This is a genomic window from Actinoplanes sp. NPDC051494 (assembly GCF_044454705.1).
Lineage (GTDB): Bacteria > Actinomycetota > Actinomycetes > Mycobacteriales > Micromonosporaceae > Actinoplanes.
This window is the reverse complement of the sequence record NZ_JBITDZ010000009.1, coordinates 54,628-77,656: the sequence shown is the minus strand read 5'-3', so window position 1 is coordinate 77,656 and position 23,029 is coordinate 54,628. Positions and strand designations below refer to the sequence as shown.

General features: G+C 70.4%; 19 protein-coding genes and 1 pseudogene. 11 read left to right on the top strand and 9 right to left on the bottom strand.

Annotated elements, in window-relative coordinates:
• Nucleotides 1-96: 96 nt before the first annotated feature.
• The 3 genes from ACIA6A_RS27910 to ACIA6A_RS27900 are packed head-to-tail and all read right to left on the bottom strand — an operon-like array spanning nt 97 to nt 2,987.
• Nucleotides 97-1,302: a cation:proton antiporter gene (locus ACIA6A_RS27910; protein WP_396100845.1), complete on the bottom strand. Its 1,206-nt coding sequence runs from the start codon at nt 1,300-1,302 to the stop codon at nt 97-99.
• Nucleotides 1,303-1,312: 10 nt separating this feature from the next.
• Complete coding sequence (locus ACIA6A_RS27905) at nt 1,313-1,810, bottom strand: cation:proton antiporter regulatory subunit (protein ID WP_396100844.1); 498 nt, start codon at nt 1,808-1,810, stop codon at nt 1,313-1,315.
• Nucleotides 1,758-2,987 carry a sugar efflux transporter gene (locus ACIA6A_RS27900; protein WP_396100843.1) on the bottom strand — a complete coding sequence of 410 codons (1,230 nt, stop codon included), beginning with the start codon at nt 2,985-2,987 and terminating at the stop codon, nt 1,758-1,760. The genes ACIA6A_RS27905 and ACIA6A_RS27900 overlap by 53 nt, the downstream gene beginning before the upstream one ends.
• A gap of 134 nt (nt 2,988-3,121) precedes the next feature.
• Here ACIA6A_RS27900 and clpB point away from each other — a divergent pair, with 134 nt between their 5' ends.
• Nucleotides 3,122-5,713, top strand: coding sequence for an ATP-dependent chaperone ClpB (gene clpB / locus ACIA6A_RS27895; RefSeq protein ID WP_396100842.1), 2,592 nt, complete (start codon nt 3,122-3,124; stop codon nt 5,711-5,713).
• 53 nt (nt 5,714-5,766) lie between these two features.
• On the opposite strand, the gene ACIA6A_RS27890 is transcribed toward clpB, so the two are convergent.
• Nucleotides 5,767-5,946 carry a hypothetical protein gene (locus tag ACIA6A_RS27890; RefSeq protein ID WP_396100841.1) on the bottom strand — a complete coding sequence of 60 codons (180 nt, stop codon included), beginning with the start codon at nt 5,944-5,946 and terminating at the stop codon, nt 5,767-5,769.
• 368 nt (nt 5,947-6,314) lie between these two features.
• Here ACIA6A_RS27890 and ACIA6A_RS27885 point away from each other — a divergent pair, with 368 nt between their 5' ends.
• From ACIA6A_RS27885 to ACIA6A_RS27865, 5 genes are all read left to right on the top strand, one after another.
• Nucleotides 6,315-7,310 (top strand): hypothetical protein, encoded by a 996-nt coding sequence (locus ACIA6A_RS27885; RefSeq protein ID WP_396100840.1) that lies wholly within the window; start codon nt 6,315-6,317, stop codon nt 7,308-7,310.
• A 90-nt stretch (nt 7,311-7,400) separates the two neighbouring features.
• Nucleotides 7,401-8,951 (top strand): hypothetical protein, encoded by a 1,551-nt coding sequence (locus tag ACIA6A_RS27880; protein WP_396100839.1) that lies wholly within the window; start codon nt 7,401-7,403, stop codon nt 8,949-8,951.
• 353 nt (nt 8,952-9,304) lie between these two features.
• The gene (locus ACIA6A_RS27875; RefSeq protein ID WP_396100837.1) at nt 9,305-9,676 is read left to right on the top strand and encodes a hypothetical protein; all 372 of its coding nucleotides are present in this window, start codon (nt 9,305-9,307) and stop codon (nt 9,674-9,676) included.
• A gap of 57 nt (nt 9,677-9,733) precedes the next feature.
• The gene (locus ACIA6A_RS27870) at nt 9,734-10,111 is read left to right on the top strand and encodes a helix-turn-helix transcriptional regulator (RefSeq protein WP_071807679.1); all 378 of its coding nucleotides are present in this window, start codon (nt 9,734-9,736) and stop codon (nt 10,109-10,111) included.
• 452 nt (nt 10,112-10,563) lie between these two features.
• Nucleotides 10,564-11,163 carry a class II aldolase/adducin family protein gene (locus ACIA6A_RS27865; RefSeq protein ID WP_396100836.1) on the top strand — a complete coding sequence of 200 codons (600 nt, stop codon included), beginning with the start codon at nt 10,564-10,566 and terminating at the stop codon, nt 11,161-11,163.
• Nucleotides 11,164-11,178: 15 nt separating this feature from the next.
• On the opposite strand, the gene ACIA6A_RS27860 is transcribed toward ACIA6A_RS27865, so the two are convergent.
• On the bottom strand, nt 11,179-12,003 hold the full coding sequence (locus ACIA6A_RS27860) for a DedA family protein (RefSeq protein WP_396100835.1): 825 nt from the start codon (nt 12,001-12,003) through the stop codon (nt 11,179-11,181).
• Nucleotides 12,004-12,172: 169 nt separating this feature from the next.
• Here ACIA6A_RS27860 and fbaA point away from each other — a divergent pair, with 169 nt between their 5' ends.
• Nucleotides 12,173-13,198, top strand: a complete 1,026-nt coding sequence (fbaA, locus tag ACIA6A_RS27855; protein ID WP_396100834.1) for a class II fructose-bisphosphate aldolase — start codon at nt 12,173-12,175, stop codon at nt 13,196-13,198.
• A gap of 121 nt (nt 13,199-13,319) precedes the next feature.
• Nucleotides 13,320-13,844, top strand: coding sequence for a hypothetical protein (locus ACIA6A_RS27850; RefSeq protein WP_396100833.1), 525 nt, complete (start codon nt 13,320-13,322; stop codon nt 13,842-13,844).
• A 3-nt stretch (nt 13,845-13,847) separates the two neighbouring features.
• Here ACIA6A_RS27850 and ACIA6A_RS27845 read toward each other — a convergent pair whose 3' ends face one another.
• A complete protein-coding gene (locus ACIA6A_RS27845; RefSeq protein ID WP_396100832.1) occupies nt 13,848-15,029 on the bottom strand; it encodes an LOG family protein in 1,182 nt (393 codons plus the stop codon).
• Between the two features lie 18 nt (nt 15,030-15,047).
• On the opposite strand from ACIA6A_RS27845, the gene ACIA6A_RS27840 reads away from it, so the two are divergent.
• Together ACIA6A_RS27840 and ACIA6A_RS27835 are read left to right on the top strand one after the other, a co-directional pair.
• Nucleotides 15,048-16,055: an ADP-ribosylglycohydrolase family protein gene (locus tag ACIA6A_RS27840; protein ID WP_396100831.1), complete on the top strand. Its 1,008-nt coding sequence runs from the start codon at nt 15,048-15,050 to the stop codon at nt 16,053-16,055.
• Between the two features lie 26 nt (nt 16,056-16,081).
• Nucleotides 16,082-16,504: a DUF3151 domain-containing protein gene (locus ACIA6A_RS27835; protein WP_396100830.1), complete on the top strand. Its 423-nt coding sequence runs from the start codon at nt 16,082-16,084 to the stop codon at nt 16,502-16,504.
• A 60-nt stretch (nt 16,505-16,564) separates the two neighbouring features.
• On the opposite strand, the pseudogene ACIA6A_RS27830 reads toward ACIA6A_RS27835, so the two are convergent.
• From ACIA6A_RS27830 to ACIA6A_RS27820, 3 genes and pseudogenes are all read right to left on the bottom strand, one after another.
• Nucleotides 16,565-18,079, bottom strand: a pseudogene (locus ACIA6A_RS27830) (chromosome partitioning protein); the annotation flags it as partial.
• A gap of 1,079 nt (nt 18,080-19,158) precedes the next feature.
• Nucleotides 19,159-20,238, bottom strand: coding sequence for a diacylglycerol kinase family protein (locus ACIA6A_RS27825; protein ID WP_396100829.1), 1,080 nt, complete (start codon nt 20,236-20,238; stop codon nt 19,159-19,161).
• A 1-nt stretch (nt 20,239) separates the two neighbouring features.
• On the bottom strand, nt 20,240-21,532 hold the full coding sequence (locus tag ACIA6A_RS27820) for an adenylosuccinate synthase (protein ID WP_396100828.1): 1,293 nt from the start codon (nt 21,530-21,532) through the stop codon (nt 20,240-20,242).
• Between the two features lie 226 nt (nt 21,533-21,758).
• On the opposite strand from ACIA6A_RS27820, the gene purD reads away from it, so the two are divergent.
• Nucleotides 21,759-23,000 (top strand): phosphoribosylamine--glycine ligase, encoded by a 1,242-nt coding sequence (purD, locus tag ACIA6A_RS27815; protein ID WP_396100827.1) that lies wholly within the window; start codon nt 21,759-21,761, stop codon nt 22,998-23,000.
• The last annotated feature ends 29 nt before the right edge of the window (nt 23,001-23,029 follow it).

Here is a 23,029-nt window from a genome sequence, read left to right as displayed (position 1 = left end):
CGACACGTTAGCGCGTCAAGACCATCCGATGGAAGTGACCTAAGCTCACTTTTAGGTACTGGTCAGTAGCTATGAGCAGCCTGGACGGTCAAGTGGTCAGTCTGTTGCCGGAACCGGCTCGGCCGGTCGGCGCAGCGCCATCCGCCGCCGGACCAATTTCTTGAACCAGGCGTAGTCCGGCAAACGGGCCAGAAGGGGTCCGGTCACCACGGTGATCAGGACGTACGCGGTGGCGAGCGGTGCCAGCTCGGGTTCGACGCCGGACGCCACGGCCAGCCCGGCGATGACGATCGAGAACTCGCCGCGGGGCATCAGCGCGAGGCCGGCGCGGACCTGACCGGGCAGCGCGATGCCGCCGCGGCGGGCCGCGATCACCCCGGTCAGCACCTTGGCCAGCATCGTCAGGACGGCGAGGGCGAACGCGGGCAGCAGCACCGGCGGCATCGCGGCCGGGTCGGTGGAGAGCCCGAAGAAGACGAAGAAGACGGCGGCGAAGATGTCGCGCAACGGGGAGAGCATCTGGACCGCGCTGTGCGCGACCTGGCCGGAGAGCGCGATGCCGACGAGGAACGCGCCCACCGCCGCCGACACGTTGAGCTCGGCGGCCACCCCGGCCACGAACAGCGTCAGGCCCAGCACGCTGAGCAGCAGTGCTTCGGCGTCCTTGACCGACATGAAGCGGGAGATCGCGTGCCCGTACCGGATGGCCACCACCAGGACCGCGATCACGGTGACCACCGCGACCGCCAGGGCCTCGGCGCCGCCGACCAGGCCGGCGCCGGCCAGCACCGCGGTGACCAGGGGCAGGTAGAACGCCATCGCGAGGTCCTCGATGACGAGCACGGACAGGATCACCGGCGTCTCGCGGTTGCCGAGCCGGCCCAGGTCGCCGAGGACCTTGGCGATCACGCCGGAGGACGACACCCAGGTGATGCCGGCCAGCACCAGCGCCGCCTCCCAGCCCCAGCCCAGCAGGAACGCGAAACCGGCCCCGGGCAGCGCGTTGAGCAGCGCGTCGATCAGGCCGGCCGGTGCGGCGGAGCGCAGGTTGCCGACCAGCTCGGTCGCGGAATACTCCAGACCCAGCATGACCAGCAGCAGGACGACACCGATCTCGGCGCCGACCTCGATGAACTCCTCGCTCGCCGACAGCGGCAGGAAACCGCCGTGGCCGAACGCGAGCCCGGCGAGCAGATAGAGCGGGATGGGCGAGAGGCCGACCCGCCGGCCGATGCGGCCGAGCATGCCCAGCGCGAAAAGAAGCGCGCCGACCTCGATGAGCAGGATCGTCGTGCTGTGCACCCAGGCGTCCTCAGTCGTCGTTGTTGCCGGCCAGGATGGCGCTCACGCCATCCAGACCCTGCCGGGTGCCGACCGCCACGACGACGTCGTTCGCCTCGAACACGAACGACGGGACGGGGGAGGCGATCACCTCACGGTCGCGGAGCACGGCCACGATCGAGGCGCTGGTACGGGTCCGGGCGCGGGTGTCGCCCAGTTTGCGCCCGACGAAGTAGGAGCCGGCGGGCAGCTGGATCTGCTCGGTGAGCAGCCCCGCCGCCTGCTGGCGCAACCCGGAGAGCTGGCCCAGCATCAGGGACGCGCCGAGGACGTCGGCCAGGGCTTCCGCCTCGTCGTCGGTCAGCGGGATCGAGGCCAGGCAGGCGTCGGGATCGTCCACGTCGTAGAGGACGAGATCCCGGCGACCGTTGCGATGCGAGACCACCCCGACCGTACGTCCGGACGATGTCACCAGGTCATGACGGACGCCGATGCCAGGAAGGGGAGTCTGCTCTACCCGTACGCGCACGTCGTTCACCGTAACCGATGCCCACGAGCACCAGGAGACCCGCCGCGCAGAGGGCGGCACTGATCCAGTACGCGAGCCGGTAACCGAACTGCTGGGACAGCCCGAACAGCGGCCCGGCGAGCATCGCGCCGAGCGGGAACGAGTTGGTGAACAGCGTCGTGGCGCGGCCGGGGTGCCGCGGCAGCATCTCCTGCATGTAGGAGATGCCGAGCCCGGAGACCGCCGAGATGAACAGCGCGTTGAGCACCTGACCGGCGAAGAGCATCACCACGGTGGTGCTGACCGCGGCCAGCGCGTAGTAGGCGACCCCGCACAGCGCTCCGCCGAACAGCAGGAACCGCAGCGGGACCCGGGTGGAGAGCGCTCCCAGGCTGAGCATGAGGGGGATCTCCAGGGCGGCGCACAGCCCCAGCACGATCCCGGCCTGGGAGACCTTGCCGCCGAGGTCGGTGCTGATGAACAGCGGCATGGCCTGCACGGACAGCGTCAGGGGGGCCTGCATGAGCGTGAAGGCCCCGGCGGTCAGCCACAGCGTCCATCGCGGGACCTCGAGCTCGGTCGGGGCGTCCCGGTCGACCGGGCGGGGTGCGGCGGCGGGCACCTCGCGGAGCCAGAACACGCCGATGAGAGCGGCGGCCGCATACGTCACGGCGGCGGTGCCGTAGACCCAGACAAAACCGCCTGCGGCCAGCAGGTACGCGGCGAGGGCCGGACCCGCGACCCAGGCCAGGGAGAACACGGTACGCAGCCCGCTGATGCCGAGCGCGGCCTTTTCCGGGGCGTCGCGTTGCAGCACCTGACGGGCGTACGCGAAGGATTGTGGGAAGAGTGACCCGGCGACGGCGATCGCGGTGACCGTCAGGCCCAGCAGGATCCAGTAGTCGCGGACGACGGCGGCGAAGCCGGTGCCGACCATGCCGGAGACGCCGGCGGTGACGAGCAGCAGCCGGCGGATCGGCCGGCGGTCGGAGAGGCGCCCGATCAGGGTGGATGACAGCACGGCGGCCAGGGGTGCCGCGACCAGGAAGAACGTCACCTGCAGCGGCCCGGCGTCGACCTCGGTGCTGAGGAAGAACGACAGGAACGGGCCGACGAGCGCGGTGGAGACGCCGGCGGCGAGGGTGAGCAGACCCAGCGGAAGAAGTGCACGCAGGAGGCGGGGGGAGAGCTGGACCATGCCCGCACGCTACGGCCGTCTACGCGTACGGCGAACGTGATTTTCGCCGCCGGGGTCGCCGACCGAGAGTTGAGTGGAATAGGCTCAAGTCTCGGACTGCTTGCATCTCTGGGAAGTCTCGATCAGGGGAGCTCATGAACGCCGAACGCCTTACCACCAAGAGCCGCGACGTCATCACCGGTGCGGTGGCCGACGCCAACCAGCGTGGGCACGCGACCGTGGAGCCGTGGCACCTGCTGCTCTCGCTGCTCGACACCGGCGGGTCCACCGCGTCGGCGTTGCTGCGCGCGGTCGGCGCCAACCCCGCTGACGTGCGCCGGGCCGCCGTGCGCGCCGTCGAGCAGCAACCGTCCGCCCGCGGTTCCAGCACCGCGGAGCCCAGCCTGTCCCGCGAGTTCGTCAACGCCATCGGCGAGGCCGAGCTGATCGCGAAGCCGCTCGCCGACGACTACGTCTCCACCGAGCACCTGCTGGCCGGCCTCGCCCGGGTCGGCGGCGGTGTCGGCAAGGTGCTGCGCGACGCCGGTGCCACCGAGGAGACCCTGGTCGCGGCGTTCCCGACGGTGCGCGGCGGCGACCGCCGGGTGACCAGCCAGGATCCCGAGCAGACCTACAAGGCGCTGGAGAAGTACAGCGTCGACCTGACCGCCCAGGCCCGCGACGGCAAGATCGACCCGGTCATCGGCCGGGACGCCGAGATCCGCCGGGTGATCCAGGTGCTGTCCCGGCGCACCAAGAACAACCCGGTGCTGATCGGTGAGCCCGGCGTCGGCAAGACCGCGATCGTCGAGGGCCTGGCCCAGCGCATCGTGGCCGGCGACGTCCCCGAGACGCTGCGCGACAAGAAGCTCGTCTCGCTCGACCTCGGCGCGATGGTCGCCGGCGCGCAGTACCGCGGCCAGTTCGAGGAGCGGCTCAAGAGCGTGCTCGAGGAGATCCGCAACTCCAACGGCCAGGTCGTCACGTTCCTCGACGAGCTGCACACCGTCGTCGGCGCCGGCAAGGGCGAGGGCTCGATGGACGCCGGCAACATGCTCAAGCCGATGCTGGCCCGCGGCGAGCTGCGGATGGTCGGCGCGACCACCCTCGACGAGTACCGCGAGCACATCGAGAAGGACCCCGCGCTCGAACGGCGCTTCCAGCCGGTCGTCGTCGGAGAGCCCACGGTCGAGGACACGATCGGCATCCTGCGCGGCCTCAAGGGGCGTTACGAGGCCCATCACCGGGTCCAGATCACCGACGCGGCCCTGGTCGCGGCCGCGGCGCTGTCCGACCGCTACATCAGCGACCGGTTCCTGCCGGACAAGGCCATCGACCTGATCGACGAGGCCGCGTCCCGGCTGCGGATGGAGATCGACTCCAGCCCGGTCGAGCTCGACCAGCTCCAGCGGCAGGTCGACCGGATGCGTATCGAGAAGCTGGCCCTAGAGAAGGAGACCGACCCGGCGTCGATCGCCCGGCTCGAACGCCTCGAGCGCGACCTCGCCGACCGCGAGGAGGAGCTGACCGCGCTCAACGCCCGCTGGGAGCGCGAGCGCGGCGGCCTCAACCGGGTCGGCGAGCTCAAGAAGCGGCTCGACGAGACCCGGGCCGAGCTCGAGCGCGCCCAGCGCGATGCCGAGTGGGAGAAGGCGTCCCGCCTGCAGTATCAGGAGATCCCGGCGCTCGAGGCCGAGATCGAGACCGCGGCCGAGGCGGAGGACGACGAGAACACCGAGCCGCCGATGGTCAAGGAAGAGGTCGGCGCGGACGACATCGCCGAGGTCATCGCGTCCTGGACCGGCATCCCGGCCGGCCGGATGATGGAGGGCGAGACCGCCAAGCTGCTGCGCATGGAGGAGTCACTGCAGGCCAAGGTCGTGGGCCAGGCCCAGGCCGTGTCCGCGGTGTCCGGAGCCGTGCGCCGGGCCCGGGCGGGCGTCGCCGACCCCGACCGCCCCACCGGCAGCTTCCTGTTCCTCGGCCCCACCGGCGTCGGCAAGACCGAGCTGGCCAAGGCCCTGGCGGGCTTCCTGTTCGACGACGAGCGCGCCATGGTCCGCATCGACATGAGTGAGTACGGCGAGAAGCACTCCGTCGCGCGACTCGTCGGTGCCCCGCCCGGATACGTCGGCTACGAGGAGGGCGGCCAGCTCACCGAGGCGGTGCGGCGGCGGCCGTACAGTGTCGTGCTGCTGGACGAGGTCGAAAAGGCCCACCCGGACGTCTTCGACGTGCTGCTGCAGGTGCTCGACGACGGCCGGCTCACCGACGGTCAGGGCCGCACGGTCGACTTCCGCAACGCGATCCTGGTGCTGACCTCCAACCTCGGCTCGTCGGTCATCTCCGACTTCACGCTCCGCGAGGAGGAGCGCCGCGAGGAGGTCATGGCGACCGTCCGCGGCCACTTCAAGCCGGAATTCCTCAACCGGCTCGACGACATCGTGGTGTTCCAGGCGCTCACCACCGGCGACCTGGCGGCGATCGTCGACATCCAGCTCGACCGCCTCCGTACCCGGCTCGCCGACCGCCGGCTCAGCCTCCAGGTCAGCGAGGCCGCCGTGCTGTGGCTCGGCGAGCACGGTTTCGACCCGATCTACGGCGCCCGGCCGCTGCGCCGGCTCGTGCAGTCGGCGATCGGCGACTCGCTGGCGAAGGCGCTGCTGGCCGGCGAGATCGTGGACGGCGACACGGTCTCGGTCGAGATCAACGATGGCAAGGACGGGCTGCGGGTCACCCGGGCCTGACGGGTACGCGAAAAGGGGCCCCTGGTTTCCCAGGGGCCCCTTTCACGTGGTGACTAGCTGGCCTCGGCCTCCCGCTGACGGTAGGCGTGGGTCATGAGAATGTCCGTGAAGGCGTGCTCGCCCTCGTCGGACCAGATCCTGATGCCGCCGCGGTGGAGCTGGTAACGCACGTCGGTGTAGCGGGTCCGCGTGTCGTCGTGGTGCACGACGGTCAGGGTGTCTGCGTGTGGCATGAGGGACTCACCGGTCCTTAACAGGTCTGGGGCGGCCGCGGTGTGCTCACGCGGCCGGCGCAATCGGGAGGGGGCCCGGATCCGGTCTGCCTCGGCCCCGGCGATCAAGGTGCGGGGGCGGCGACTCGGATGGGCGCGGTGCACGTTTCCGGCACAGGGCTGCGCCGCCAGCCTCACTTGCCCGCGGCGCGCCACAGCAATGAAGTCTATGGCGCTGGATCGACTCCTGTCGCCCCCTAATCGAGCGACCTATTTAACCTTAATTCTCCTTAAATCAGACGATGGTGCCGTATAGGGCAACCTGGTGGCGCCGGGTCGTCGTTCTGGCGCAGGCCCGATACCGTGAGCGGATCTACGAGGGAGTTCCGATGCAACCGGGAATGCCGGCACCGACTGCACGTCCGACCGCGGTCACTGTCTCGACCTACCTGCTGTACCTGACCGCGGTGCTGTCCGTGCTCAGCGCGCTCGTGGGTCTGGCCACCATCTCCACCGTCTCCGACGTCTACAAGGACGCGTACGCGGGGAGCACCGACAGCGGCCTCGAAACCGTCATCGTCGCGGCCACCGTCGTCACCCTGGTGTTCACGATCCTGATCGCGGCCACCATCCTGATCCTGGCGATCTTCAACAACCGCGGCAAGCAGGGCTCCCGGATCACCACCTGGATCCTCGGCGGCGTCTTCCTCTGCTGCAGCGGCTTCGGTCTCCTCGGCAGCGCGGGCTCCGGCGCCATGAACTTCGACTCGGGCACCACGACCGGCCCCAGCGCGACCGAGATGGAGAACCGCCTCTCGGCCGCGCTGCCGTCCTGGTACGACGGCGTCTCCGTCACGCTGACGGTGCTGACGATCCTCGCCCTGCTCGGCGCGCTGATCCTGCTGATGCTGCCGGCGGCCAACGAGTACTTCCGTAAGCGCCCGCTCGCATGGAACCCCGCGACGCCGTACCCGGCCTACCCGGGCCAGCAGCCCGGCTACCCGGCCTACCCCGGCCAGCAGCCCGGCTACCCGGGCCAGCCGCAATACCCCGGCTACCCCGCCCCCGGCCAGCCTGGTCCGGGTCAGCCTGGTCCGGGTCAGACCGGCTACCCGGGTTACCCGCAGCAGGGCGGCTATCCGTCCTACCCGGGCGCCGGCGAACCGCCCACCCCGCCGCCGGGATCCGGCCCGCCCGCCTCGGGCCCGCCGTCCTACGGTCCGCCCGCGTCAGGTCCGCCTTCCTACGGCCCGCCCTCGTACGGCCCGCCGGCGTCCGGTGCGCCCGGGTCGGAGCCGCACACCGGCAGCGTGCCGCCCACCGACCCGTGGGAAGCACCGCCGTCGCCGCCCGGGTCGCAACGACCGCCCACCGATCCCGCCTGAACCGAGCTTCGTCACGCGCCGCCGGGTAAGCCCGGCGGCGCGTCGCATGTCCGGGTAGGTTCGTCCGCAACGGATCACCGGGAGACCTCCATGACGTACGCAGCCCAGCCGGCAGCCCAGCCCCCGGCCCCAGTAGCCGAGGCCCCGGCACAACCCCGCCCCGCCACGGTCGGTCTCGCCGCCCTGGTGCTGGTCGTGATGGCGGTGGCCGGCCTCGCGTACGCGGTGGTCACGCTCGTCATCGCCCCGGGCACGGTGGACCGCTTCTCCGACGTGGCCGGCGGCAGCCCCGACGCCGAGGGCTACGTAGCGGTGATCTGGCTCGGCGCGACCATGGGCGCGGTCCTCGCGGTCCTGCTCTTCGCGCTCTACATCGTGCTGGCCATAGGCTTGCTCAGAGGCAGCAACGGCGTACGCATAGCCACCCTCGTGATCAGCGGCCTCGGCCTCCTGGCCGGCTGCGCGTCCACCCTGACGGTCGCGATCCAGCGCTCCGGCGAATCCTCCCAGGGCACCCTGGGGGCGACGCTCGCGGATTCCTACCCGGGCTCATGGATTCCGGTCAATGTCAGCCTGTCGATCGCCCAGATGGTCGGCTACGCGCTGGTGGGCATCCTGCTGCTGACCGCACCACGCCCCTTCTTCGGCCGGGCACCCAAGCCCACCCAGCCGGACCCCTTCGCGGCGCCGATCCCCACCGGACCGCAGGGGTACGCCGCGGGCTACGCGATCCCCGGCCAGCTTGCCGCGGGCCAGCCGGGTCCACAGGGCTACGCGGGCCAGCAGGGCTACGCGGGCCAGGCGGGTTTCGCGGGCCAACCGGGTTACGACGCCGCAGGCGTGTGGGGACCGCCGCCGGGATATGGGCAGCCCGGCTACGAGCAGCCCAGATACGAGCAGCCCGGAATCGGCCAGCCCGGAATCGGCCAGTCGGGATACGAGCAGCCTGGGTTCGGTCAGCAGGGCTATGGCGTTCAGGGGCAACAGCCGACCTACGGTGCGCCCTACCCGTCGCCGTCACCCGCGGGCCCGAGCCCCGCGACCGAGGCCCCCGGTGAGCCGAGTCCGTGGGCGGCACCCCAGCCCACCGCGCCGACCGCACCCGAGCCCCACTCACCCCCGGCCGAGTCGCCAGCAGCCCACGACGCTCCGACGAACTCGAACGCCGCCCCCACGCCGACGACCCCGGCCGCCGCGCCTGCGCAGTCGGTCCCGGATGCCGCGCCCGTGCCGAGGGCACAGGAGAATGGGTCCACGCCAGGGACCCAGGCCGCCGCACCCGCACCGACGACCCCGGAAGCCGCACCGACGACCCCGGAAGCCGCATCAGCGACCCCGGGTGCCGCCCGCGCCCAGGACCCGGCCGTGCCCACCGCGGGTGCCGCGCCCACCGCGGGTGCCGCGCCCACCGCGGGTGCCGCGCCGGCTCAGGATGCCGCCTCCGCGCAGGTAGCCACGGACGCCGCTTCTGCCTCGCCGGTGGTGGTTGTTGGTGGGGACGTTCCGGCCGGTTCTGCTTCTGTGGGGACTTCGGACAGCCCGGGTTCCGGGGCGGCGGCGGACTCAGACGGTAACTCTCCGGAGTCGCGGGCGCGTGCTGATGGTTCCGAGGATGGCTCGGGAACGCGTCCGTCCAGCTGACGAGGGTGGTGACATCGACGGTCATGGGTCACCCGAACGGGTAGCGTTGACCTCCGAGGGTCTGTCGAATTTCGCTGAGTGGGCGGCGTTTCCCAGAGGACGGGCACATGTCCCTCGGCGGTGGCCGTATCGGTGTGTACCCGTTCGATGACCGTCGTTGTCCCGGCGTTCGGGACCCGAGCCCGGTTCACGGCCTTTGACCTGCGTCTATGTCAGGTTTGGACGGGGTCGTCCGGGTGCTTCAGTTAACTTTATTTCCAGAAGTTTTCAGGTTTAGGTGTGCGTCAATAGTTCCTTTCCGCCCTGGCAGGGCAGAACGTTCCAGTTTTCAGGCAGCCAGTACTCTCGATGTCATGGAAGCCCACCACGACCTGCGTAAATTCATCACTGAATTGACCGTCGCGCAGCGTTGTGTCGTGCTTTCATCGGGTCGTGAAGCTGACTGTGACACCTACCCGCGCCGTGTGACGGTGCAGGGCAGGAACCCAGCCGGTCACCGTACTGATCGTGATATCGAAATGTGGGGCGGCTCACTCCAGGGGCGTGGATCGAGCAGCTCGACGGCGATGGGCAGCGACCAGACGGCGGCTGAGGCGTTGCAGGAGGCAGAGACCGAAGTCGGTGTAGCCGGAATGGTCGTTCGGGATGAGGACGCTGACGTGCGGGGTGCCGGACAGCGTTGCCGATCGGCCTACCGTTCGATCGAGTTCGGCCTTACGGCCTGAAAGTCAGCCGGTTCGTTCCTGCGCACATGCAGGAGAATCGATGCAGTTGGTGGAAGGATGGAGATCGTGGGAACTGCGTTGGCGGAAATGACAATGCCTCAGATCTCGCCGCTTGCCGGCGAGCCTATTGAACGTGCCGATGCGGAGCGGCTGGCCGGGGTGCTCAAAGCACTCGCGGACCCGGCTCGACTCCGGCTGCTGAGCCTCATTCAGTCCGCTTCGGACGGCGAGGCGTGCGTCTGCGACCTCACCGCTCCGCTGGGTCTGTCGCAGCCGACCGTGAGCCACCACCTTCGGATTCTTACGGAGGCTGGATTGCTCGAGCGCGAGAAGCGTGGTGTGTGGGCGTACTACCGGCTGGTGCCGAGCGCGATCGCGACGATTGCGGATCTGCTCACCCCGCCGCGCAAGCGAGCCACCAAAAAGGCTCGTTGAGTTCCGCGCGGGTTTCGTAAGAGCCCGCGCGGGCCTTTTCGGAAAGAAAGACGGTAAGAAGCCCGCTCACGCTCCGAGCGGGCTCGGCCGGAATCGCGTGGCAGACGGTCCGCGCGGCACCGACCGGGTCTCGGATGCGGGGCCGGTGTGTGCGGGGGCAGAGCTCACGCGGCTGGCGGGCCGCGCGGAGCAGGCCCGGTGCGACCGGGTCCACGATCGGGTGGTGGCGAAGCCGCGGGACGGGACGGCAGCCCGGAGGATGGGCTGCGGTACGGATCGGGGTGGGGCTGGACGGGGCCCCGCCACATGTCTCAGCGCAATGGCCTGGCGTCACACACGGCACGTCCGGTGACGCCAGGCTGAGTATCTCTCCGACCGGACCACCCCCAGGGACCCAAGGAGTCGACGGGGTGAATTACGTGCCCGGTGATCTGCGCGATCAGCTCGCGCATGTGGGCTACGACGCCGTACAGAACGGATTGGTCTGCGGTTCGGGCGGAAGCCTGTCAGCGAGGATGACGGATGAAGCCGATCCCCTGTGCTGGGTGACGGCGGACGGAAGCTGGCTGGACCGGCTGAGTCGTTCGACGTTCGCCGCGATTCGCATCGATGACGGCACACCGATCGCCGAAGCGAAGCGACCGGCCCCCAGCGTGAAGCAGGAGCTGCAGCTGCATCTCACGCTGTATCGGGCCCGGCCCGACGTCAACGCCATCGTCCGTCTGCAGCCCCGCACCGCGCTGCTGCTGGACGCCCTGGGCGAACGTATCCGGCTGGTGACCGCCGACCAGGTGAAGTATCTGGGCCGGGTCTCCACGGTGCCGTTCCGTGAGCCGGGAAGCGGTGAGCTGGCCGCCCTGACCGCGGCGATGGCCGCGGACGGCACCAATTGCCTGGTGCTGAGCCGGCAGGGCTGCGTGCTGCTGGCCGACAGCGTGGAGCTGGCCCATCTGCGGGCGCGTCATCTCGAGGAGGCCGCGGAACTCACCTATCGCGCGCTGGCGCTGGGCCGCCTGGACGTCCTGACCGGGAGCGAGCCGCTCCCGGTCTGACAGAGCCTCGGACGCTCAGGCGGAGTGCCGCGGGCGGTGGTGCCGCGGGCCTTCCTCGTCGTGGTCGGTGATCTCCTCGGCCATGCCGGCGACCGTGGCGGCCGCGACGATGCCGATGGCGGCGGCCGGGGTGGCCTCGGCCGGCTTGCCCTCGGCGGCCGCCCGGGCCTTGGCCTTACGCTCGCGGAGCATCTCGATCAGGATCGGGAGCAGCGAGATCAGCACGATCACGAAGACGACCGGCAGGATGTAGTGGTCGATCTTGTCGCCGATGGCGTCGTAGATCTGCTGGGCGAGGAGGTAGCCGATCAGCAGGATGCCGTCGCACCAGAGGATCGCGCCGACCACGTTCCAGATGAAGAACTGGCGGGCCGGCATGCCGAGAGTGCCGGCGACCGGGTTGAGGAACGTCCGGACGATCGGGATGAAGCGGGCCAGCACGACCGCCTTGGCCGGGCCGAACTTCTCGAAGTAGTACTCGGCTTTTTCGACGTACTCGCGCTTGAACAGCTTGCTGTCCTGTTTTTCGAACATGCGCTTGCCGTACTTCGCGCCGAGCAGGTGGCCGAGCTGTGCGCCGATGATGGCGCAGAGCGGCGCACCGATCAGCAGGCCGACCAGGGAGATCTTGGTGCCGTCACCGAAGATCGCGTTGGCGACCGGTGACGCGGCCACGCCTGCCAGGAACAGCAGGGAGTCGCCGGGGAAGAAGAAGCCGACCAGCAGGCCGGTCTCGGCGAAGAGGATCGCCCAGACGCCGATCAGCCCGAAGGTCTGCAGCAGATCCTTGGGGTCCATCGGGTTGAAAGCGAGCTGCTCGGTCAGCGCATGTAACTCCACGGGAGGAAGGGTACCGGTCCTTGCCGATGAGGCAGCTGTACGAATGCTGTGGATCGGCCGTCGGGACCACTTAGGTAACGGGGTGATTACCGAGACGTTCCAAGGTTGCGGGATACTTTCTCTCCGGAGGACAGCCCGGTCCCGTCCCGAAGATCAAGGAGCGCTCCCGATGCCCATCGCTTCCCCTGAGGTCTACGCCGAGATGCTCGATCGCGCCAAGTCAGGCGCGTTCGCGTATCCCGCGATCAACGTCACTTCCTCGCAGACAGTCAACGCGGCCCTGCAGGGCTTCACCGAGGCGGGCAGCGACGGCATCATCCAGATCTCGACGGGCGGCGCGGAATACGCCTCGGGCCCGACGGTGAAGAACATGATCACCGGTGCGGTCGCGCTGGCCGAGTTCGCCACCGAGGTCGCCAAGAACTACCCGATCAACATCGCACTGCACACCGACCACTGCCCCAAGAACAAACTCGACGGGTACGTGCGCCCGTTGCTCGCCCTGAGCAAGGAGCGGGTCGCCAAGGGTCTGGCGCCGCTGTTCCAGTCGCACATGTGGGACGGCTCGGCCGTGCCGGTCGACGAGAACCTGCAGATCGCCGAGGAACTGCTGGCGGCGGCCGCGGCGGCGCACATCATCCTCGAGATCGAGGTCGGCGTGGTCGGTGGCGAGGAGGACGGCGTCTCCGCCGACATCGACGACAAGCTCTACTCGACGGTCGAGGACGGCCTGGCCACCGCCGCCGCGCTCGGGCTCGGCGAGAAGGGCCGCTACATGACGGCCCTGACCTTCGGCAACGTGCACGGCGTCTACAAGCCCGGCAACGTCCAGCTGCGCCCGGAGATCCTCAAGGAGATCCAGGAGGCGGTCGGCGCGAAGTACGGCAAGGAGAAGCCGTTCGACCTCGTCTTCCACGGCGGCTCGGGCTCGCTGCTGTCGGAGATCCACGGCGCCCTGGACTACGGCGTGGTCAAGATGAACATCGACACCGACACCCAGTACGCGTTCACCCGTCCGGTCGTCGACCATGTGATGAAGAACTACGACGGCGTTCTCAAGATCGACGGCGAGGTCGGCAACAAGAAGGCGTACGACCCCCGGGCCTGGGGCAAGCTGGCCGAGAACGGTCTGGCCCAGCGCGTCGTCGAGGCGTGCGAGCACCTGCGCTCGACGGGCACCAGCCTCTCGAAGTGACTCTGCGGTAATGACGTGACTGCGACCGGTCCCCATCCATAGGGGCCGGTCGCTGTCATATTGCGATGTCACCCTCCGCAGTGGGTAAGATCATCGTCTTCTGTCCCCGGAGGCGGTGAACGTGCTCGGCATCGAGGGTTATGAACCCGAGTGGCATCACGACGCCGAAGCCCTCGCCGCTGTCCACAGAGAACGTTTCTCCCGGCTCATCGGCCGGCGGATGATCTCCGGGTGGCTCATGTGGGACATGGCCGAGCGCGGCTGGTTCGCCGACGGACCGGTGGTCCTCGGGTTCGGTGAGACCAACGTCGAGATAACGCACCGCAAGTTCGACGAGTGCGCCATCTCCTGGGACAAGGTCGACATGACCGCTCCGGTCGACTGGTACGGCACCGGCATCCAGCTCGACTGGCGCGCCGACCCGCACCCGGCGTTGCGCAACGTGCGGGGCAAGGTGCTGCGCGAGGTGAACATCATCGAGCGCACCACGAACGCCGAGTGGCGCCCGCGGATCCTGCACGCCGTGGAGTTCCTCTTCGACCGGGCCCGCCTCGCCGTCTACAACGCGATGGACGAGAACGGCCTCACCGACATCCCCGAACGCGACCTCCCGATCAACAGCTGGCGCCGCGTCCGCATCGCCTGAACGCTACGTCGCGTCCAGCGCCGCCATCGCCTCGTCCACGGAGTCCGTCACCACGATCAGGTGCGACTGGTCGCCGTGCGGGGACCGGGCCAGCAGCGGCCGGAGCAGCGCCTCCACCGGCAGGGCGGCCCAGTGCTCCACGCCCAGGAACACGAACGCTCCCGACGGGCCGTCCGTCGCGTAGAACGTCTTGGTCGCGGCCTGGAACACCTCCTGCACCGTCCCGGCCCAGCCGGGGGCGAACACGATGCCACCCCGGGCCAGTCGCAGGATCGAGTCCTCACGGACGGCGTTGGAGAAGTATTTACCGATCTGACCAGCGAACAGGTTGGCCGGCTCATGCCCGTACAGCCAGGTCGGCAGCGCCAGGCCACCGTGCATGAGCTGCGCGACCACATCGCGCTCGGCGAACGCCGGCGGTGGGAATTCCGCGCGCACCGCCAGCGCCGCGGCGGTGAACGGATCATGGTCCATGAAGGCCGGTGCCGGTGCCAGCAGGTCGACGGCCCGGGTCAGCTCCGCCGTGGTCCGGGTCGCGAAATACGCGCCGAGGTTGGCCGCTTCCATCACCCCCGGACCGCCGCCGGTCACGATCAGACGTCCGGCCGCGGCCAGGCGGTGCGCCAGGTCCGCAGCCATCCGGTACGCCCCTGAGCCCCGTGGCTCCGCGTGCCCGCCCATGATCCCGACCGCACCGCGCGGCCCGTGCACCCCGAACCAGGCGGTGAGCGCTTTGCCGAGCGCGTTGTCGATGCCGGCGTCGTGCAGCCGCTGCGCGATCGCCTCCCGCAGGTCCGGGGCGGCCCCGCCGTGCTCCAGGTAGTGCTGGTAGACGCGGGTGTCGAACATGCCCGCGAAGCCGCTCTCTGTGAACCCGGCCGACAGGTCCTCCGGGGTGTAGAGATGCGCCGGATGGGTCGGGAAGGGACGCTCGTCGAACGGCGGGATCAGGTGCGCCCCGCGCCGGATCAGATCGAGCTCGACCTCGTCGGACGCGAGCTCGCACCCGACGAAGAACGTGCCGGTGAGGTCGACGCCGGTGAAGTCGGGCGGATCCTGGTCGAGCCGCAGTCCCAGCACGGTCAGGCCGGCGAGGGACCGCTTGGCCAGGTGGACCTCGAACTCGGCCCGGGACTCGACCTCGAACTCGGTGGCGTCGAAAGGTTGCTGAGGATCGCTGTACACCACCGTAGGGTAGCTAGCGTGCGAAACGCGGCAGGATCGTTGTTCGGGCTGGCCTACGGTGACTCGCTGGGCAAGCCGACGGAGTTCCAGGACTATCCGACCATCGTGGCCACATACGGCCCGGGCGGCCCGCGCGAGCTCGAGGGCGATCCGGCGCTGGTCACCGACGACACCCAGATGGCCCTGGCGGTCGGCGAGGCCATGGTCGCCGGCCCGTTCACCCCGGATGACTTCGCGGCGAACCTGCGCCAGGGATTCCTCGCCTGGGCCGTCAGCCCGGAGAACAACCGGGCACCGGGCATGACCTGCCTGCGCGCCTGCGGCGAACTCGCCGAGAACAAGCCGTGGCAGCTCGCGTCGCAGATCAACTCCAAGGGGTGCGGTGCCAACATGCGGGCCACCCCGCTGGGCCTGGCCCCCGGGCTGACCGAGGACCAGGTGGCCGGCGGGGCACAGTTGCAAGCCGGGCTGACCCATGGACACCCGACCGGCCTCGCTGCCAGTGAACTCACCGCTCTGGTCGTACGGTGGCTCGCCGATGGTCTTGATCCTCAGGATCTGCCGGCCCGGCTGCGGGAACGATGTGCGAGCCAGCGCACCACCTATCGGTCCGAATGGCTCGGCAACCTGTGGGAACAGTCGCCGGCCGGCGGCCCGGAAGACTTCATCGCCCGCGGCTGGGACGAGACCGACGCGGCCCTGGCCCGGGTGCAGGCAGCTCTGGCGCACGGCGACTTCGCGGGCGACCCGTGCCTGGCCACCGGCGCCGGCTGGATCGCCGAGGAGGCGCTGGCCACCGCGCTCTACTGCTACCTCATCTCGCCCGGGGACCCGGTCGCCGTGGTCGGCCGGGGAGCGGCATCCTCCGGCGACTCCGACTCCATCGCCTGTCTCGCCGGAGCGTTCGCGGGCGCGGCACTGGGCATGGCAGCCTGGCCGGAAGCCTGGAGCGCCCGGATCGAGTACGCCGACCGGCTGCAAGCACTCGCCTCGGCATGGGACATCAGCGGGCCGACAGGAATGTAGCGGCCCGGGACGGGTTGAATGGGAACATGCAGAATCTCCTTCCCGAGCCCCCGGCCACCCGCCTGCCCGCCGACGAGGCCGCCGACGGTGCGCTGGCCCGCGCGGCCCAGACCGGCACCGACGAGGCGTACAAGGAGGTGGCCGCGCGCTTCCCGTCGTTCAGCGGTGGCTGGGCGGCACTCGCCGAGAACGCCCTGGCGGAGAAGCAGCCGGTGACCGCTTACGCCTACGCTCGTACCGGCTATCACCGAGGCCTGGACGCACTGCGCCGCAACGGCTGGAAGGGTTTCGGCCCGGTCCCGTGGTCGCACGAGCCCAACCAGGGCTTCCTGCGCGCGCTGCACAGCCTCTCCCTGGCCGCCGCCGAGATCGGCGAGGCCGACGAGGCAGCCCGCTGCGCCCAGTTCCTCCGCGACAGCGACCCCGCCGCCGCGGATGCCCTCTCCTGACGGACGCCCTACCCGCGAAAAGGCCAGGCCGGTTCGTCCGGCCTGGCCTTTTGTCGCTTTCTAAAGCCCTTCCGCCACCGCAGCCGCGATCTTGAGCCAGGCATCGCGGGTGCCGGCCGACAGTTGGCCGTAGCGCAACGGCTCACCCGAGTCGATCAGCTTCTCGTACGGCGCGAGCACCACCGTCCGCGTCCGCGCCGCGAAATGGCGCTCGATGGCCGGCAGGTCGATGTCCTTGCGCGTCGTCGGCATCGTCACGACGCTCACGGCCTGCCGGACCAGCCGCTGCCGGCCGCTCTGCTCCAGGTGGTCGAGCATCCGCGCGGCGGTCTCGGCCGAGTCGTTACGAGCCGACATCGTGATCACGAGCTGGTCGGTGGCATCCATCGCCGCCTGCCAGTTCTGGGCCCGGACGTTGTTGCCGGTGTCCACGAAGATCAACTTGTAGAACCGGCTGACGATCTCCCGGATCTCGGCGAACGCGCTGGCCGTGAGCATCTCACCGGCGGTCGCGGACTCGTCCGACGCGAGCACGTCGAACATGCCCTCACCCTGCGCCCGGACATACTGTGACAGATCGCCCACCCGCCCGTGCGAACCCCGGAACAGATGCAGATCACGCATCATGTCCCGAACCGTACGAGCATGGAAGTCCTGCTGGGCCCGCATGCCCAGGGTGCCCTGGGTCTCGTTGTTGTCCCAGGCCAGCACGTACCCACCGCGCTTCTGCCCGAACGTCATGGCGAGCAGCAGCACCGCGACGGTCTTGCCGGCCCCACCCTTCGGGTTGACCACGGTCACCTGCCGCAGCCCACCGAAGTTCCGCCGCACCATCTCGACGTCCTGCTTGTACTCCTGCTCCCGCTTCCCCGGCGCGAGCCGCACCAGGCCCATCGTGCCCTTCTGCAGCAGCGCCCGGGGCCCCATGGTCGCGGTCGGTTCGGCAGGCTTCGCCAACCGGCGCCGAGCGAACTCCTCGGCGGTCGGCGTCCCATCCGAAACCCAGGGCAGCTGCTGGTACGGGTCAGCCACCGGCAGATTCGCCTCAGGCGGCATCTGCGGCGGGTTCCCGGTGGCCCGGCGATCAACGGTAGGCGGATAAGGCCCGGGCGGCGGCTGCTGCTGAGCATTGGCCGACCACTGCGGGTTCTGATAAGGCCCAGGCACCTGCGGAGGCGCCTGATGCGGCGGGTACGGCCCGGGGGCGGCCTGCTGCGGCCCAGGCGGCACCTGCTGCGGACCGGGGGCAGTCTGGTGCGGCCCAGGCGGCATCTGCAGCGGCCCGGGGGTCGTCTGCGGCGGCCCGACCGGCCCATTCGGCCCGTTCATCGGTCCGGGCACGTTCGGTCCAGGCGCGTTCGGGCCGTTCTGGGTGGGTCCGGGCGGGGTGGGTCCGGGCGTGTTCGGGCCGGGCGTGTTCGGACCGGGAGCGTGCGGGCCGGGAGCGTGTGGGCCGGGAGCGTGCGGACCGGGAGCGAGTGGACCGGGAGCTTGCGGGCTCGCGGCTTGCGGTCCTGGGTTCTGCGGTCCCGATGCCTGCGAGGATGAAGTCCGCGAGTCCGGGCCCTGAGGGTTGGGGGCCTGCGAATTCGGGCCCTGTGCGTTCGGGCCCTGTGCGTTCGGGGCCTGTGCGTTCGGGCCCTGGGGGCCGCCCGAGGCCTGGGGCCCGGGGGCGTGCGGTCCAGCGGCGTGCGGTCCAGCGGCGTGCGGTCCAGCGGCGTGCGGTCCAGCGGCCTGCGGTCCAGCGGCCTGCGGTCCGGGGACCTGTGCGGTTCCCGACTGAGCGCCCGCGTCCGGCCCGGTTCGCTTGCCGTCGGGCGCGATCGCTCCCGGTCGGTACACGGCCCCGGTGCTGTTCGGCTCGGCCGCTCCGCCGCGGCTGGTGTCCCGCGGGGTGGCGGTCGCGTGGTAGGTCGGCCCGCCGCTTTCCTGAACGAGTTCGCTCGGCCCGGTCCGGGGTTGCGTCGAGCCGGCTCCGTGCGGAGGAACCGGCACCGGCCGTTCGCCGGAAGCGGGCGTGGTGGTCCGCTGCGGCGGCTGCGACCAGGGTGAATCCCCGATGCTGTGCGCCGTACTGGAATCCGGGTCCGCGTCGGATCCGCTCGGTCCCTGGAAGAGGCTGGGATCCGGGTTGCCCGAGACCGGAGCCGATGCCGAGAAACCCTGACCGGCCCCGTGCACCGGTGCGCCGCCACTGACCGGCATGCCGTGCACGGGAGCACCGCCACCGACGGGCGAACCACCGTGCACGGGGGCCCCACCGTGCACAGCGGGCCCGGTGGCGTAGGGCGACGGGTTTCCCTGGACCTGGGCGGACCCGGTTGCCGGATTTGTTCCGTATGGTGGGCCGACCGGCGTGGAGCCGTAGAGCGGGCCCGGGACGGGTGGCTGATGAGCGGGCGGTGGCTGCACCGTGCGGTCCGTCGGCCGGTAGACGCCCGTGTCACCCGGTGGGGGTTCGTGCGCCGGCCGGGTGGCGGGCGCGGGGGCGTTCATTTCCTCCGGCGGCCAGAACGGTTCGACGTCCCGGGCGGGCGGCGAACCGTTCGTACCCGGGACGTAGACGCGGTCGGCGTTCTCGTCCTCCACGGATGCGACCTCCCCGTAAAACAGCTTCGTACCTGCGTGCTACTTCTTCAGCGTCGCACAAACGGTCATGTGGCGTACACCGCCCAGGCTCCAGGCTCGGTCCACCAGGAGCGTTTGCGGGTTGTGCTTCCCGCCACACCGTCGTCCAGGAACTGGATCTCGCCGTCGCGGGGGAGCACCGACACCGCCCGGCCGCGGGCGCGACGGACCTCGATGCGTACCCGGGGCTTCTTGAAACGCTGTTTGACCACGACCGGGACCGCCACCGCGACCTCGACCTGTCCGTCGGTGGGGTCGCCGTCGGCCAGCAGCGGAATTCCATCGAACTCCGCGTATGCCCCGCCGTTGCCGATCGCACACGCGAGGACGTGGTCGGTGCCGTCGGAGAGCACCGCGTCGTCGACCTCGACCCGGGCCCGCCACGGCACCGCGCGGCCCGCGTCGTCCACCCCGCCGACCAGTGCGCCGTCCACTGTGACCGATCCGCCGTCGTTGCGGAGCAGGTCAAGGCGGCGGACCGTGCCGTTGAGTACGGCCGCGGCGACCTGCGCCGGGTCGCGGGGCAGGCCCAGCTGAGCGGCGAGATCGTTCGTGTTGCCCGGGTCGAGCGGCAGGATCGCGATCGGCGGCAGGTCGGGGACGGTCCGGTCCTCGGCCAGGTCGGCGGGCCGTTTGCTGGGCGGCGGGGCATACCGCCGGACCAGCCGGCGCACCACCGCCCGCAGCTGCCCGTCGGTCGCGGTCGCGACCACCAGACGGATCTTGCTGTCCGCGTCGGGCCAGGCCAGTCCATCGGTACGGGCGACCGCGTCGAACCGCGCGATGACCGCGTCGATCTCGGCGTCCGACCCGGCGACGACCGTCTCGACCCGCGCGCCGGCCTCGGTGAGAGCCTCAGCACATTTCAGCACCGGCACCCGCGGAGCGACACACGACCCGCACGCCTCCCCCTCGCCATGCTCATGCCCGCACCCGCCGGAGGAGGTGGGAGGAGAGGGGAGGCCCGCGCCGGCGGAGGACGAGGTGGCCGGCGTGGATGACGTGGCGGCGCCTTCGGGGACTCCGCAGGCGCCGCAGTTCCCGCCGCAGCCGCCGCCCGCGCCGGAGCCGCTCTCGGCGAGGCTGAGCAGGATCACGTCGTACATGTCAGGCCTCGCTCAGCACCGAGTGGCGCTCGATGACCTCTTCGCGGCCGGGGCCGACGCCGACGACCGAGATGCGGGCGCCGATGCGGGCCTCGACGTACTCGACGAAGCGCTGGGCGTTCTCGGGCAGGTCGGCGAAGGTGCGGCAGCCGGTGATGTCCTGCTTCCAGCCGGGCAGGGTCTCGTAGACCGGGACCGCGTGGTGGAAGTCGGTCTGGCTGACCGGCATCTCGTCGTGGCGCACGCCGTTGACCTCGTAGGCGACGCAGACCGGGATCTCGTCCAGGCCGTCGTAGTTGTCCAGCTTGGTCAGCACGAAGTCGGTGACGCCGTTGATGCGCTGGGCGTAGCGGCCCATGACCAGGTCGAGCCAGCCGATGCGGCGCGGGCGGCCGGTGGTGGTGCCGTATTCGTGACCGACCTCACGCAGGTAGTCGCCGACCTTGTCGTGCAGCTCGGTCGGGAACGGGCCCTCGCCGACCCGGCTGGTGAACGCCTTGAGGACCGCGACGACCCGGTCGACCCGGGTGGGCGGGATGCCGGAGCCGGTGCAGGCGCCGCCGGAGGTCGCGCTGGAGCTGGTCACGAACGGGTAGGTGCCGTGGTCGACGTCGAGCAGGGTGGCCTGGCCGGCCTCGCAGAGTACGACCTTGCCCTGGTCGAGGGCCTGGGACAGCTCCAGGGCGGTGTCGGCGACCATCGGGCGCAGCCGCTCGGTGTACGAGAGGAGCTCGGCGATGACCTCCTCCGCCTTGATCGCGTTCCGGTTGTAGATCTTCGACAGCACCTGGTTCTTGAAGGAGAGGGCCGCCTCGACCTTCTGCCGCAGGATCGACTCGTCGAAGAGGTCCTGGATGCGCACGCCGAGGCGGTTCATCTTGTCGGCGTAGGTCGGGCCGATGCCCCGGCCGGTGGTGCCGATCCGGCGGGCGCCGAGGAACCGCTCGCTGACCTTGTCGAGGGAGCGGTTGTACGACGCGATGACGTGCGCGTTCGCGCTGACCCGCAGTTTGGAGGTGTCGATGCCGCGGGCCTCGAGCCCGTCGATCTCCTGGAACAGGACGGCGAGGTCGACGACGACCCCGTTGCCGATGACCGGCGTGACGCCGGGAGTGAGGATGCCGCTGGGGAGCAGGTGCAGGGCGTACTTCTCATTCTTGATCACCACGGTGTGACCGGCGTTGTTGCCACCGTTGAACTTCACCACGTAGTCCAGCCGGTCGCCCAGCAGGTCCGTCGCCTTGCCCTTGCCCTCGTCGCCCCACTGGGCGCCGACCAACACGATCACCGGCACTTCTGACGCCTTCCGTTGAAACACGTCGTACGCGGAGAGGCCCGGGTACTGCCGAAGTTTACGCGACACCGCAGCTCACCGCCCGGGGGTTGTCCACAGGTCGGACTGGTTATCCACAGGCAGGCGGAGTTATCCACAGGGTGTCATGTTCCTGTTGCGCCGCGTGCACTGTGGACCATGTGGACAACCGCGAGGGCGATCACCGGCGGCCCGTAGGATCTGCGGAGTGCGCGTACTTCTGATCGGATCCGGTGGCCGTGAGCATGCCCTCGCGGTCGGCCTCGCCGCTGACCCCTCGGTGGAGCAGCTCGTCGCCGCTCCCGGCAACCCTGGCATCGCCGCTGTCGCGACGCTGCGTGACGTCAAGGCCACGGATCCAGCCGCGGTTGCCGCGCTGGCCGTCGAGGTCGCCGCCGACCTGGTCGTGATCGGGCCGGAGGCGCCGCTGGTCGCGGGCGTCGCCGACGCCGTCCGGGCCGCCGGCATCGCGGTCTTCGGTCCCAGCGCCGCGGCGGCCGAGCTCGAGGGCTCCAAGACGTTCGCCAAGGACGTCATGGCCGCCGCCGGCGTGCCGACCGCGCGGTCGTTCACGTGCACCACCGCCGAGGAGGTCTCGGCCGCCCTCACCGCGTTCGCCCCGCCCTATGTGGTGAAGAACGACGGGCTCGCGGCCGGCAAGGGAGTCGTGGTCACCGACTCGCTGCCGGTGGCGGCCCAGCACGCCGCCGACTGCGGCCGGGTGGTGATCGAGGAGTTTCTCGATGGCCCCGAGGTCTCGCTCTTCGTGGTCACCGACGGCACCGCCGCGGTGCCGCTGATGCCGGCTCAGGACTTCAAGCGGGCGCTCGACGGCGACGAGGGTCCGAACACGGGCGGCATGGGTGCCTACGCGCCGCTGGAGTGGGCCCCGGCCGACCTGGTCGAGCGGGTCATGGCCGAGACGGTCGAGCCGACGCTCGCCGAGATGCGCAAACGGGGCACCCCGTTCTCCGGCCTGCTCTACGTCGGGCTGGCCCTGACCGGTGACGGCCCGCGGGTCATCGAGTTCAACGCCCGGTTCGGCGACCCGGAGACCCAGGTCGTCCTGGCGCTGCTGGCTTCGCCGCTCGGTGCGCTGCTGAACGCGTCGGCGACCGGCACCCTGGCCGATCTCCCGCCGCTGCGCTGGCACGACGGCTCGGCGGTCACCGTCGTGGTGGCGAGCCACAACTATCCGGGGACGCCCCGCACGGGTGACGTCATCGAGGGTGGCGAGGTCCCGGGCGTGATTCACGCCGGCACCGCCCGCCGGGCCGACGGTGCCCTTGTCTCCGCCGGTGGCCGGGTCCTGAGCGTGACCGCCACCGGCCCGGATCTGGCGGCGGCCCGCACCGCGGCCTACGACCTGCTCGACGGCGTGACGCTCGAGGGTTCCCACCACCGCACCGACATCGCGCTGGCCGCGATCGAGGGCCGCATCAAACTCTGAGGGATGCCGGCCCCGGGGTGCCGGGGCCG

Excerpts from the sequence above, each read along its gene's own strand:
- ACIA6A_RS27875 (WP_396100837.1), top strand. The coding sequence starts at position 9,305 with ATGGAAGCCCACCACGACCTGCGTAAATTCATCACTGAATTGACCGTC.
- ACIA6A_RS27870 (WP_071807679.1), top strand. The coding sequence starts at position 9,734 with ATGGAGATCGTGGGAACTGCGTTGGCGGAAATGACAATGCCTCAGATC.
- clpB (WP_396100842.1), top strand. The coding sequence starts at position 3,122 with ATGAACGCCGAACGCCTTACCACCAAGAGCCGCGACGTCATCACCGGT.
- fbaA (WP_396100834.1), top strand. The coding sequence starts at position 12,173 with ATGCCCATCGCTTCCCCTGAGGTCTACGCCGAGATGCTCGATCGCGCC.
- ACIA6A_RS27835 (WP_396100830.1), top strand. The coding sequence starts at position 16,082 with ATGCAGAATCTCCTTCCCGAGCCCCCGGCCACCCGCCTGCCCGCCGAC.
- ACIA6A_RS27900 (WP_396100843.1), bottom strand. The coding sequence starts at position 2,987 with ATGGTCCAGCTCTCCCCCCGCCTCCTGCGTGCACTTCTTCCGCTGGGT.
- ACIA6A_RS27885 (WP_396100840.1), top strand. The coding sequence starts at position 6,315 with ATGCAACCGGGAATGCCGGCACCGACTGCACGTCCGACCGCGGTCACT.
- ACIA6A_RS27825 (WP_396100829.1), bottom strand. The coding sequence starts at position 20,238 with ATGTACGACGTGATCCTGCTCAGCCTCGCCGAGAGCGGCTCCGGCGCG.
- ACIA6A_RS27890 (WP_396100841.1), bottom strand. The coding sequence starts at position 5,946 with ATGCCACACGCAGACACCCTGACCGTCGTGCACCACGACGACACGCGG.
- ACIA6A_RS27880 (WP_396100839.1), top strand. The coding sequence starts at position 7,401 with ATGACGTACGCAGCCCAGCCGGCAGCCCAGCCCCCGGCCCCAGTAGCC.